Origin of the sequence: Paenibacillus arenosi, assembly GCF_014841135.1 — a bacterium.
Taxonomy (GTDB): domain Bacteria; phylum Bacillota; class Bacilli; order Paenibacillales; family Paenibacillaceae; genus Paenibacillus_B; species Paenibacillus_B arenosi.
Genome location: NZ_JACYTN010000001.1, coordinates 1 through 12,384, shown reverse-complemented (window position 1 = coordinate 12,384; position 12,384 = coordinate 1). Strand labels below are relative to the sequence as shown.

The window sequence follows — 12,384 nt, the reverse complement described above, 5'->3', positions numbered from 1 at the left end:
TCATTTGTGTGCTGCTTCATAACCATAATCTCGCTCGACTTTGCAAATTCTTGTTTTATATTTGCTATACCATTCAGACATACCTTTACGTTGAGCAACGACATGTCTCTCGTTTTGTTTCCACTTATGTATCGCTTCGAGAGAGTCCCAATACGACACCGTGATGCCTACACCTTCACGGGCGCTCTCCACACCTAAAAATCCTGGTTGGAGGGATGCAAGCTCTACCATTTCATCTGCCATTTCGGCATTTCCGTGATCTCCTTCTGTCCGTTCAGAAGTGAAAATAACCGCATAGTATGGCGGCTGTGGCGTTCGTGCAATATCACTCATTTAACCCCTCCATTGATAAACATTAGTCCAGCAGCGCTGATCCATGTCATTTTCTATGCCATTCTCTAAGTATAAAACAGCGCATATCTTAATTGCATATCATCGATGTTATTTATGCAAAATCTAAAGGACGATTTAAATGCTGTTTGTTTGAAACATATGCGTTTGCTTCGTGCGTTCTACGTTCAATTTACTCATAAGTTGAATATGTTAAAGTAACGATGAAGTAAGCGATAACAATATCAGCTACTCAACCATAAAAGGAGGTTGCATCATGAATGGTGCTGAACGATTAGGATATTCCCCACATGACAGACTACTGATTATTAATGCTGATGACTTCGGCATGTGTCATTCTGTTAACGCAGCCATTAAACAGCTATTAACGGAGCAAGTGATAAGCTCTGCTACAGTGATGATGCCATGTCCATGGTCCAAAGATGCAGTGAACTGGGCTGCAAGTCATCCAAGCTATGATGTTGGTGTGCACCTCACCTTTACTAGTGAATGGGATTCTTATAAGTGGGGTCCTGTGAACCGAAGCGGCTCCACTTTGTCATTGGTAGATGATCTTGGACATTTCCCTGAACATTGCTTAGCTGTAGAAGAACGTGCGGATCTAGAAGAACTGCGTGCTGAAATGATCAGTCAAATTGAAATGGCCATTCGTGCAGGTGTTGTACCTTCCCATCTGGATAACCATATGGGCAGCGTCTATGGGCTGGCATCAGGCCATGATTTCCTAGATATCGTATTTGACGTATGTACGCAATATCAGTTACCTTTCCGCATGCCACAACATGGAACATCTATCCCAGCTATTTTACAGCCCTTGGCTCAGCAACGTGCTGAACTCGGGTTATCTAAAGGTGTTTATATTTTGGATGATCTCGTAGGACTTCCTTATTCAGGCCAACCTGGAGATACGTATTACGGAGTCAAAGCACAGATGATTGCCCTGCTACGAAGCATAACTACTGGCTTAACCGAGATCATTCTTCATCCTGCTATCGTCACAGATGAGCTCAAATCCATTACCCCACATTGGCAAAGACGCGGCATGGAGTTCGAGCTATTCCGTGATCCAGACGTACAGCAAGTCATTCACGAAGAAGGGATTCAGCTTATAAAATGGTCCGAAGTCCGCGATGCTCAACGCCGCTCTACCCCATAATTCAATGGAGGAGGAGATCACTAATGGGTGAACAGCCACTAGCAAGGAAACGAACGATCTTCTACGCTTCTGGCAACTTTTCAGCTAATGTAATGGCGCAAATGTTCGCTGCCTATATCGTGTATTACTATGTAGACATTTTAGGTGCACGTCCATCCCATGTCGGCATTGTTATGGTCGTGCATGGGATTATCGGTGCTATTCTTAATCCTTTGTTCGGATATGTCTCAGATCGATATCGAACGCGTTGGGGAAGACGCATCCCTTATATTGCATTTGGCTCCATCCCATTAGCTGCTGTGTTCACCCTTGTATGGTTTCCCCTAGCACCACAGGAAAGCATCATCTATTATTTTTTCGGAATCGTCATTTTATTTGATATTTTATACGTACTTGTTATTTTGAACTATTCTGCACTGTTTCCTGAAATGTTTATTACGATACGTGAACGAGCAGCTGCGGCATCTTGGAAGCAAATGTTCGGCATTGTCGGCATGCTTGTCGGGGTAGCGCTCCCTCCGCTTATTTACAGTAAGTACGGGTGGGAGTCTATGGGCTTAGTATTCGGCCTTTGTTCAGCCGTCTTTCTTCTCGTTACAGCCGCTGGCGCCAAAGAACGAAAAAATGTAAACGCAACCAAACCAATCAATCTAGTCAAGGCCCTTCGCCTTACAATGCGCAATCGCATGTTTGTTATTTACGTAACTGGTGGATTTCTCGTCCAATTTACGTTCGCTCTTGTTCCTGCCGCTATCCCTTTCTTCAACAAATATGTGTTGAACGCCCCTGAGCTAGCAAATACGTATATGTTAGGCATCGTGTTCCTAACGGCTATTCCAAGTCTTTACGTGTGGGCACGCTGGACAACAAAATATGGTCCTAGGCAAGCCATTTTAGCAGCGATTGTACTATATACGCTCTCTTTGCTGCCACTACTCTTTATTTCAACAAGCGCAGCCACTTATGTGACCAGTCTGTTTATCGGATTCAGCCTAGCTGGATTGATGGTGTTGTTGGAAATTCTGCTTGCGGAAGTCATTGATCAGGATGAAGTAGTAAGCGGGGCTAGACGAGAAGGTATGTACTTTGGCATGAATGGGTTCATTATTCGTTGGGGCGTTTCTCTTCAAGCCTTAATTATGAGCTTCCTCCTTGAAAAAACCGGATACGTTCGAGACGCTGCACAGCAGCCTGAGCTAGCGATATTGGGTATACGTCTTATGCTCGCGGGGATTCCTATCACAGCACTGCTATTTGCATTTGTTTGTTTCTATCGTTTAAAAGTTAAAGCGTAGCCAATAAAACAAACCTTAGCCAAGCAGCACTCAGCTAAGGTTTGCAGTATTGTTTGCCTATGTTTTCTTGTGAGTTAACTCCATAAACATCTGCATAACTATATAATAAGCATTATTGATTATTCACCACGGAATGCACGCTTCATACGGTCGAAAAATGTCTCTTCATGACTGCCTTTTGGATGTTCGCCGCTAATAGAAGCGAGTTGACGAAGCAGCTCTTTCTGCTCGTCATTCATCTTTGTAGGTGTCACAACAATAACTTTTACATGCTGGTCACCATTACCGTTGCCGCGTAGGTGAGGAACACCTTTACCACGCAGACGGAAATACGTACCGGTTTGCGTACCCGCTGGAATCTTCAACTTCACTTTATCATGAAGCGTCGGAATCTCAATCTCGTCACCTAACGCCGCTTGCGCGAACGTCAATGGTACTTCACAGTAAATGTCATCATCTTCACGCTGGAAGAATTCATGCTGCTTCACGCGAATGACGATATACAAGTCGCCTGCTGGACCGCCACGCAGCCCGCTCTCACCCTCACCAGTCATGCGAAGCTGTGCACCGTCATAAGCACCCGCTGGAATGCGGACATTAATCTTGCGCTGCTTCTTCACCGTTCCGCTGCCATGACAGCTGCCGCACTTCTCTTTGATCACTTTGCCTTTTCCTTGGCAAGTAGAGCAAGCACGACGGTTCACCATACGACCGAACGGCGTATTCTGTACAACTTCCTGCTGACCTGTTCCACTACATGTAGAACATCTTTCTGGCTTTGTACCTGGCTTAGCGCCTGTGCCGAAGCACGGATCACACTGCTCCGTACGCGGAATCGTGATTTCCTTCTCTACGCCAAATGCCGCTTCTTTGAATTCCACTTGCATCGTGTATTGAAGGTCGCCTCCACGCTGCGGTGCGTTCGGATCACGACGATTGCCGCCTCCGCCACCAAAGAACATGTCGAAAATATCGCCAAAGCCACCAAAGTCGCCCGAGAAGCCTCCGCCGCCTTGGTTCGGATCAACATGACCGTACTGATCATACATTGCGCGCTTCTGCGTGTCGCTCAATACGTCATATGCTTCTTTCACTTCTTTGAACTTATCTTCTGCATCTGCAGCCTTGTTCACGTCAGGGTGATACTGACGAGCCAATTTGCGGTATGCTTTCTTGATCTCATCATCGCCAGAGCCTTTGTTGACTCCAAGCACCTCATAATAATCGCGTTTATCTGCCACTGTTCCACCCCCATTACCTTACAAATTTTAATCTTATCAGCGATGGCTCTCCCATTCAAGTCTAGCACCGCTGACAAAAGGAAAGTCAAAGCCGAGCGCAGCTCAGCTTTGACTTCCTAGCGAAGACGATTACTTCTTGTCTTCGTCAACAACTTCATAATCTGCATCTACGACGTTGTCTCTTTGTGCCGCACCGCTATCTTGAGCGCCTTGACCTTCAGCACCCTGTTGAGCTGCTTGTGCTTGCTCGTAAAGCTTCACAGACAACTGTTGAACTACTTCAGTAAGTTCTTCTGTCGCTGCTTTGATCTCATCCAGGTTGTCGCCTTCTAGCGCTTTTTTCACTTTTTCTTTTGCTTCATTTGCCTTGTCAACGTCAGCTTGGTCTGCTTTGTCGCCAAGATCTTTGATTGTTTTCTCTGTTGTGTAAACGAGTTGGTCAGCGTTGTTTCTTACTTCAACCATCTCTTTACGATTCTTGTCTTCTTCCGCATGAAGCTCTGCTTCTTTCATCATGCGATCGATTTCATCATCAGACAAACCGCTGGAAGATGTGATCGTGATGTTTTGAATTTTGCCAGTACCTTTATCTTGTGCAGATACTTTAACGATACCGTTCGCATCGATATCGAATGTAACTTCGATTTGTGGAACGCCACGTGGTGCTGGTGGAATGTCAGACAAGATGAAGCGTCCAAGTGTTTTGTTGTCTCCTGCCATAGAGCGTTCACCTTGAAGCACGTGGATTTCTACGCTTGTTTGGTTATCAGCATACGTGGAGTATACTTGAGCCTTTTGCGTAGGAATTGTTGTATTGCGCTCGATCATTTTCGTAAATACGCCACCAGCTGTCTCGATACCTAGAGACAATGGAGTTACGTCTAGCAATACAACGTCTTTCACATCACCAGTCAATACACCTGCTTGAACTGCTGCACCAAGTGCAACAACTTCGTCCGGGTTAACGCCTTTGTATGGCTCTTTACCTGTCAACTTCTTGATTGCTTCTTGAACAGCTGGGATACGTGTAGAACCACCAACAAGTACGATCTTGTGGATGTCAGCTGGAGTCAAGCCAGCGTCTTGCATTGCTTGACGTGTAGGAGCAAGCGTACGCTCTACCAAGTTCTCAGACAACTCTTCGAACTTCGCACGAGTCAAGTTAAGCTCCAAGTGTTGTGGAACGCCATCAACTACTGTAATGAACGGCAAGCTGATCGTTGTCGTCATCACACCAGACAATTCTTTCTTCGCTTTCTCTGCAGCATCTTTAAGACGTTGAACAGCTGCTTTGTCCTTACCTAGGTCAATACCGTTCTCTTTCTTAAATTCTGCAACCAAATGGTCGATGATTACTTGGTCGAAGTCGTCGCCGCCCAAGCTGTTGTCGCCGCTTGTTGCTTTAACTTCGAAGAAGCCATCACCAAGCTCAAGGATCGATACGTCGAATGTACCGCCGCCCAAGTCATAAACAAGGATCGTTTGATCGTTTTCTTTGTCTGCACCGTATGCCAATGCAGCCGCTGTCGGCTCGTTGACGATACGAAGTACTTCTAGACCTGCAATTTTACCTGCATCCTTCGTCGCTTGACGTTGGGAGTCATTGAAGTAAGCTGGAACGGTAATAACCGCTTGTGTTACAGGTTGACCCAAGTAAGCTTCTGCGTCTGATTTCAATTTTTGAAGAATCATTGCAGATACTTCTTGTGGGGAATAGCTCTTGTCGTCAATTTTCGTTGGGAAGTTTGTACCCATGTGACGTTTAATAGACATTACTGTACGATCTGGATTTGTGATCGCTTGACGCTTTGCTGTTTCACCAACAACACGCTCACCGTCTTTTTTGAAACCTACAACGGATGGAGTTGTACGTGCACCCTCTGGATTTGGAATTACGACAGCCTCGCCGCCTTCCATTACTGCCACGCAAGAGTTTGTTGTTCCCAAGTCAATACCGATTACTTTACTCATGAAAAGTGACCTCCTTAACGTTATGCAGCTTCGCAAATCGTTGTTATTGCCGCTGCGTAAAATGTTTTATAGTTACTATTAAAAATTGAATTTTCTTTGATGTACGAAACTAGGAGCTTACTTTGACCATTGCTGGACGCACAACGCGATCTTTCAGCATGTATCCTTTTTGCAGCTCTTCTACGACGATGCCTTCTTCATGCTCATCCGACTCCACTTGCATAATCGCTTGATGGTACTCCGGATTGAACGGCTCGCCTACAGCTTTAATTGCAGTTACACCTTCTTGCTCCAACACTTGCTGGAACTGGCGGAATATCATATCGACACCTTTCGAGAACGAATCGCTATCGTTAGATGGATTCGTGGAAAGTGCGCGCTCAAAGTTATCCAGTATGGGAACGAGGTCCGTAACGAGCTTGGAAGATGCGTATTTCGCCAAGTCTTCCTTCTCTTTCAGCGTGCGACGACGGAAGTTATCGTAATCTGCTTGTACACGCAGCATACGTTGATAGTTCTCTTCCGCTTCTGCTTTCGCTTGGTCCAATGCTGCTTGAAGGTCGTTTGACTCCTCGCCACCAACCTCAGCAGCAGCTTCTGTTTGCTCTTGCTCGAAAGCAGTTGCCTCCTGCTCTTGCAGGTTCGCATCTTGTTCTTGTTTCAACTCCTTCACCTCCCCTATGTAGTAAACTTCTCTATCAAGATGACTTGCGTCATTGATCTCAATGATGATTACATTGACTCATTGATGAAATGCGCTCATTGCTCTCTGCTTGAAGCACTATCGCGCATCTTAATGACCGTGTGAATGCGAAGAACTGCTGCGGCTACTTCACCCGCCGCACGCAATGCATGCAGCTTCACTCGCGCTGGATCGACGATGCCTGCTTCCATCACAGGCAACAGGGCGCCTGTATCGCAGTCGATACCAATGGCATCATTGCCTGCGGCCGTCTGCGCCGCGCGCGCTTCCTCGAGCTTCTCCAGCGGATTGTAGCCGGCATTGAGCACCACTTGTGCCATCGGCTTGCGCAGCGCTTCAGCGACTGCGGCAATGCCGAACGCCTCCATGCCGCGCACCGTCTCGCGATAGCGCTCCAGCGCGTAGGACACCGCCAATTCGGCGGTGCCTCCGCCCGGCAGGACGCCGCCTTGAATGGCGGCCTGCAGCGCGGAGGCTGCGTCGGCGGCGATGCGTGCCCGCTCGCCGACAATCTCGCGTGTGCTCGCACCGACGAGCATCGTCACCTGCTTCGCGGCACCTGCCGCAGGTGACGATGCGGACGGCGTCGGCTGTGGCGATGCATACAGCCGCACGCGCTCCAGCCGCTCGTCATAGCGGACGGCTGGTGTCCGCCCGAGCATCGCTTCGAGCTCGTCGCCGGCCTTGCTTAAGGCCGTCCGCTTAATCGGCTTCGCTCCCGTGAGCTGCGCCACACGTTTCACCTGCTCGCGACTGACGCGCTGCACGACCATAATCTCATGGTCGAAGCAGAACTGCTCTGCCTCAGGGTGAATGCTTCGCTCCAAGACGATGAGGCCAACACCAAGCTGCTTCAACTGCTCCAACTGTAGCATAAAAGCACGCTGCAGCTGCATATACTGCTGGAAGCCAGCTTCTGTAGAGAGCACCTGCTCATCAAGCTCCTCCGGCACAAGTCCGTCCTGTAAGACGAGTACTCGACAATCAGATTGCTCAGACAGCCATTCATAATGAAGCGGCTTCTGCTTCAATAACAAACCTTCAAAGCATTCGTTGTTAGCTAGCTCGTGAGCTTCTACCGTATCTGCCAAGCGGAAGGAACGGCTCTTTAGCATTTCCCATCCTACTTGTCTGCCTGCGTTCAGCACAAGCTGCACGATGTCTTCTTGTTCACGTCCTGCTATATAAACAGCCTGCCTCAGCAGTGGGTCGTCCCAGCCTTGTAAAGCCATGGACCGCTCACCTAGCAGTTGCGAAGCATAAGCAACGCCCTGCTGAATGCCTGCCACAACTTTTGCCGCAGGAACACCTCGCATCACTTGCTGCACACCCGCTTCGACTAAAGCTCCCGCAAGTACAGTCGCTGTCGTCGTCCCGTCACCAACTTCCTGCTGTTGAGCCCGTGCAACCTGAATAACAAGCTTGGCAACAGGATGCGTCACATCCATTCGATCAAGGATAGTGACACCATCATTCGTTAAAATGATATCACCCTGCGCCCCGACCAACATAACGTCCAGTCCTTTCGGACCTAATGTGCCTTCTATGGCTGAGCACAAGGTGCGAACTGCTTGAGCATTGTTGAGGAGCGTCGCATAACGCTCATCACTGTCCTGTCTTGAAGATGGATGCTGCGCCATCGAACCCCTCCTTTCTGCCTCTTGACGATTCTTCACACTTACTTATGATACCGTTCCATAAATACAGCTAGCTGCTGAGATACCTGCTGCATCAAATTAATGACTTTGGCATATTCCATACGAGTTGGACCAAGAAGCCCGATCGTTCCAAGATTCTGTCCATGAACAGAATACGTTGCTGTAATTAAACTGCAATTAGAAATAGCGGCATGTGTGTTTTCCTGACCAATCCTCACTTGAATGCCCGTTCCTTGACCCTCTCCACCCGGCGAACCAATTACTTTAATAAGAGCAGGCGTTTCCTCAAGCAGTTCCCAAATTGTCTTAATCCGATCGACGTCTTTGAACTCCGGCTGGTTCAGCATATTCGTCGTTCCGCTCAAGTACACTTCCCGATGAGCCTCATCACCACTAAGAACAGTTTCAACAAGCAAAATCATCTCTTGGGCATGAGAAACGTATTTATTCATCTCATCGCCAATTTCTTTGTATAGCTGCGATCTTAACTTGATAAGCGGAACACCCGTCAACTTCGTATTCAACAAATTGACAACCTTGTCTAACTCTGATGTTGATATCCCCGGTGGAATCGCTACTGTCTTATTTTCAACATGACCTGTATTCGTCACAATGATCGCAACCGCCGTATCTTCAGTCAACGGCAACAGTTGAAAATGTCTCAAAGTCGTATCGAACATTCCCGGACCGAGTGCAATCGACGTATAGTTCGTTAACTGAGCTAATGTAGAAGCTGTATGTTGAACAACTTGTTCCATCGCTGTTATTTTTTCCGCGAACATCGATTTCAATCGATGCACTTCTTCCTTAGACAAATCGTCTAATCGAACAAGATGATCGACATAATAACGATATCCCTTGTGTGATGGGATGCGCCCTGCTGACGTATGAGGCTGCTCTAGAAAGCCAAGCTCCTCAAGATCCGCCATCTCGTTCCGTATCGTCGCCGGACTATAACCAACGTCGCCACGCTTCGAAATGCTGCGTGAACCGACTGGCTCTGCCGAGCTAATGTAATCATCTACTATCGCTGTTAATATAAGTCGCTGGCGTTCCGTCAACATACGCATCCCTCCAAATATAAGTATAGGCAGCTTCGTGCCATTCCGAACTTCCTCTTCGTTAGCACTCATCGTTGTCGAGTGCTAACCGATATAACAAAAATACCAAACGGACAAGACGATTGTCAAGTCAGTTCAGTACTTTAAGCACTGCTATTTCATCACAACAATGTTGTTTACTGCAATGGATACAATCCTTCCATACTTTTTCCGGAAAAATCTCTTTCTCCACAACCGTAAAACCATTCTTCTCGAAAAAGCGAACTTCATAGGTTAAAGCAATCAGCTTCGTCAATCCTCTTTCTTTAGCCATCACTAGCAAAGCATCCATTATCATACTACCAATCCCTTTACCTTGATGCCCAGGAGATATGCCTAATGATCGAACTTCAACGAGATCTTGACCTAACTGACATAACGATCCGCACCCAATCAACTCCCCTTCAGCTTCAACGACAACAAAATCTGGGATGAGTGCAGTTAACATTTCACGCGTACGCGGTAACATAATCCCTTGAATCGCATACCCTTGTATCAAATGAAAGAGCGCCTCTATATCGCTCTCTGTCGCCGAGCGGCAAACAAGCGTCGTGGTCATCGCATCTTCACCTCTTGATGATCGTAATTGCAAATATGAATACGAATTAATATACATCATCATGCATAATATTTCAATCCTGTTTTATAAAAAAACATTCCCGCCAATCATCTGTTTTTTTCCACAGCACAAGACCTTTTTTAAGCCTATATAAAATAAAAAAGAGGCGCCATAACGGCACCTCTCTATCATAAAAGCTTGATTCATTCTATTCACTGCATTTCGAAACAGCCTTATTTCTATTCCTCAGTAAGTGCACCAACAAATGTACCGAAAACATCGTTACCGAACAGCACACCGCGATCTGTCAATCGATATCCGATATCTGTTTGCTCGATTAACTCAGACGCAAGCAGTTTCTTTAATTGAGCTCCAAATACATCGTCAAAGTCACGACCACCAAATTGTGCTAGGAAGCTAGAACGGTTAACTCCTTCATGCATGCGCAAACCAACCATCATAAAGTCTTCCATCGCTTCCTGCTCATCTACTTTAAACGTATCGAGTCGAGGCAAGCCGTGCTTGCACGCTTCATTATAAGGATTAACGCCCTTTATGTTGATATGACGCTGTCCTTGTACATAGCCATGAGCACCTGCACCAATTCCGTAATAATCTTCATTGCGCCAATACGTCTGATTGTGTCGGCTCTCATAGCCTGGCTTAGCAAAATTACTGATTTCATACTGCACATAACCTGCAGCTTTCATTCGCTCCATAATGAGCAAATACATCGCCAGCTCTGTCTCTTCACTAGGGAGCGGCAGCTGATTGCGGCGGAACATCGTATGGAACAATGTATTTTCCTCAACCTTTAAGCTGTAAATTGACAAATGCGGCAGATCTAGTTCAAGCGCACGATCCAAGCTGTGCGACATCATTTCCAGCGTCTGATTTGGTAATCCGAACATCAAGTCGATCGACATGTTCTCATAACCGACTCGTCTCGCCGCCTCAATGCTGCGATATACATCATCTGTATGATGAATACGTCCGATATCTTTGAGCAGCGTATTATTAAATGATTGCACGCCAAAACTGATACGATTTACACCGCCAGCCATCATGACACGCAGCTTATCTTCATCCGTCGTACCTGGGTTAGCCTCCATACTGAACTCAATATTTTCATTCCAGTGCGGGAAGTGAGTACGTACAGACTTGAGGAAAAACTCCATCTCTGCTGGATTCAGCACAGTTGGCGTTCCTCCACCTACAAAAATCGTATCGATCATCCCGGCAGGCTGTTCTTGTACGGTATATGCCATCTCACGTTCCATCGCCTGCAAATGCTCCATCACAGGCTGATCTTTCAGAACGTACGAGTTAAAATCGCAATAAAAGCACTTATTTGTACAAAACGGTATATGAATATAGACAGCCCGCGGCGAGTGGCTTGCCTGTACTTGCTGTAGAATAGATGAGTCCGCTGAAGCCGTCATAACTTCCTCCTCGTTGCTTTCTTTTATGTAGTACAGAATAGCATACTCCTATACGCTTCTCAATCATAAGCCATGTGCAGATAAAAGAGACATGCCCTTTTCTGGATAAACCCAAGCTCCAATAGGACATCTCTCTTTTCCGTTCATCATATTCTTCTAAAGCCTTGTGGCAGCGTACCTGTTCTACGAATTTCCCTTACCTGCGCTTCGCTCAAGCGAATATTGGATGAAATAAGGGATTCTACATCATTGCCAGCAATCAAGTCATCTAAATCAGGAATATTTCGATTCCCTCTATATATACGGAAATTTCCTTTGAAATTAATCCGAGTAAACAATACCAAGGTTGCATTCGCGCTTGTTGAAAAGAATCGCAAACTCTCTACTTCATCTGTGTTCGTTAATCCTAAATTTCCGTTAAGAATACGTGTCCTGCCTCGATAATTTTCTTCAGAATAAAGCGTTAACCTCGGATATACCACTTGCGAGATTTTAACTTCGTCCATTGTGCTCCCTCCTTCCTTATTAAATAACATATGGCTTGTCATGGAGTTTGGCTTGGACAACCAAATCATTTTCAAAAAAATCAGAACAATCGAGTAGGAGGGGGCGCCTAGCCCCCGTCCTCTCACACCACCGTACATGCGGGTCCGCATACGGCGGTTCCAAAAGGTTAACAAAGTTCTACATAACGAGTAAGTAAACTTCTCAGCCCTTTCGCTTCCCAGTAGGAAGTCGGAAGGGCGTTATTTGTGTTTCGAGACATTTCCCACGATCCACGCCTAGAGTTTGCCATCATTCGGCACACCCATTCAGGAACACCAAGTGCTCGAAGCTCTCGTATTCGGGTGCGTACACGTTTCCATTGCTTCCATAAACACATCCGCAATCGTCGACGAATCCATTGG

General features: G+C 46.5%; 11 protein-coding genes and 1 pseudogene. 2 read left to right on the top strand and 10 right to left on the bottom strand.

Going from position 1 to position 12,384, the window contains the following annotated elements; genetic code table 11:
• Entirely contained in the window at positions 1 to 333 is a 333-nt protein-coding gene (locus tag IFO66_RS00055) for an antibiotic biosynthesis monooxygenase family protein (RefSeq protein ID WP_192023141.1), read from the bottom strand.
• Positions 334 to 607: 274 nt separating this feature from the next.
• Here IFO66_RS00055 and IFO66_RS00050 point away from each other — a divergent pair, with 274 nt between their 5' ends.
• Both IFO66_RS00050 and IFO66_RS00045 read left to right on the top strand, forming a co-directional pair.
• Complete coding sequence (locus IFO66_RS00050; protein WP_192023140.1) at positions 608 to 1,507, top strand: polysaccharide deacetylase family protein; 900 nt, start codon at positions 608 to 610, stop codon at positions 1,505 to 1,507.
• A gap of 23 nt (positions 1,508 to 1,530) precedes the next feature.
• The gene (locus IFO66_RS00045; protein WP_192023139.1) at positions 1,531 to 2,802 is read left to right on the top strand and encodes an MFS transporter; all 1,272 of its coding nucleotides are present in this window, start codon (positions 1,531 to 1,533) and stop codon (positions 2,800 to 2,802) included.
• Between the two features lie 119 nt (positions 2,803 to 2,921).
• Here the strand turns inward: IFO66_RS00045 and dnaJ are convergent, their stop codons facing one another.
• The 9 genes and pseudogenes from dnaJ to IFO66_RS23625 form a co-directional block, all read right to left on the bottom strand.
• On the bottom strand, positions 2,922 to 4,043 hold the full coding sequence (dnaJ, locus tag IFO66_RS00040) for a molecular chaperone DnaJ (RefSeq protein ID WP_192023138.1): 1,122 nt from the start codon (positions 4,041 to 4,043) through the stop codon (positions 2,922 to 2,924).
• 129 nt (positions 4,044 to 4,172) lie between these two features.
• A complete protein-coding gene (dnaK, locus tag IFO66_RS00035; RefSeq protein ID WP_192023137.1) occupies positions 4,173 to 6,014 on the bottom strand; it encodes a molecular chaperone DnaK in 1,842 nt (613 codons plus the stop codon).
• Between the two features lie 109 nt (positions 6,015 to 6,123).
• On the bottom strand, positions 6,124 to 6,678 hold the full coding sequence (gene grpE, locus IFO66_RS00030; RefSeq protein ID WP_192023136.1) for a nucleotide exchange factor GrpE: 555 nt from the start codon (positions 6,676 to 6,678) through the stop codon (positions 6,124 to 6,126).
• 95 nt (positions 6,679 to 6,773) lie between these two features.
• A complete protein-coding gene (locus IFO66_RS00025) occupies positions 6,774 to 8,357 on the bottom strand; it encodes a TCP-1/cpn60 chaperonin family protein (protein ID WP_192023135.1) in 1,584 nt (527 codons plus the stop codon).
• Between the two features lie 38 nt (positions 8,358 to 8,395).
• Entirely contained in the window at positions 8,396 to 9,439 is a 1,044-nt protein-coding gene (gene hrcA / locus IFO66_RS00020) for a heat-inducible transcriptional repressor HrcA (protein ID WP_192023134.1), read from the bottom strand.
• A gap of 127 nt (positions 9,440 to 9,566) precedes the next feature.
• A complete protein-coding gene (locus tag IFO66_RS00015; protein ID WP_192023133.1) occupies positions 9,567 to 10,034 on the bottom strand; it encodes an N-acetyltransferase in 468 nt (155 codons plus the stop codon).
• Positions 10,035 to 10,273: 239 nt separating this feature from the next.
• Positions 10,274 to 11,476 carry a radical SAM family heme chaperone HemW gene (gene hemW / locus IFO66_RS00010; protein ID WP_192023132.1) on the bottom strand — a complete coding sequence of 401 codons (1,203 nt, stop codon included), beginning with the start codon at positions 11,474 to 11,476 and terminating at the stop codon, positions 10,274 to 10,276.
• A 146-nt stretch (positions 11,477 to 11,622) separates the two neighbouring features.
• Positions 11,623 to 11,982 (bottom strand): hypothetical protein, encoded by a 360-nt coding sequence (locus tag IFO66_RS00005; RefSeq protein ID WP_192023131.1) that lies wholly within the window; start codon positions 11,980 to 11,982, stop codon positions 11,623 to 11,625.
• A 167-nt stretch (positions 11,983 to 12,149) separates the two neighbouring features.
• Positions 12,150 to 12,384, bottom strand: a pseudogene (locus IFO66_RS23625) (group II intron reverse transcriptase/maturase); the annotation flags it as partial.

What these genes read in the sequence shown, in the direction of transcription:
- hemW (WP_192023132.1), bottom strand. Translation starts at nt 11,476, where the DNA reads ATGACGGCTTCAGCGGACTCATCTATTCTACAGCAAGTACAGGCAAGC.
- IFO66_RS00015 (WP_192023133.1), bottom strand. Translation starts at nt 10,034, where the DNA reads ATGACCACGACGCTTGTTTGCCGCTCGGCGACAGAGAGCGATATAGAG.
- IFO66_RS00025 (WP_192023135.1), bottom strand. Translation starts at nt 8,357, where the DNA reads ATGGCGCAGCATCCATCTTCAAGACAGGACAGTGATGAGCGTTATGCG.
- hrcA (WP_192023134.1), bottom strand. Translation starts at nt 9,439, where the DNA reads ATGTTGACGGAACGCCAGCGACTTATATTAACAGCGATAGTAGATGAT.
- IFO66_RS00055 (WP_192023141.1), bottom strand. Translation starts at nt 333, where the DNA reads ATGAGTGATATTGCACGAACGCCACAGCCGCCATACTATGCGGTTATT.
- dnaK (WP_192023137.1), bottom strand. Translation starts at nt 6,014, where the DNA reads ATGAGTAAAGTAATCGGTATTGACTTGGGAACAACAAACTCTTGCGTG.
- IFO66_RS00045 (WP_192023139.1), top strand. Translation starts at nt 1,531, where the DNA reads ATGGGTGAACAGCCACTAGCAAGGAAACGAACGATCTTCTACGCTTCT.
- IFO66_RS00005 (WP_192023131.1), bottom strand. Translation starts at nt 11,982, where the DNA reads ATGGACGAAGTTAAAATCTCGCAAGTGGTATATCCGAGGTTAACGCTT.
- IFO66_RS00050 (WP_192023140.1), top strand. Translation starts at nt 608, where the DNA reads ATGAATGGTGCTGAACGATTAGGATATTCCCCACATGACAGACTACTG.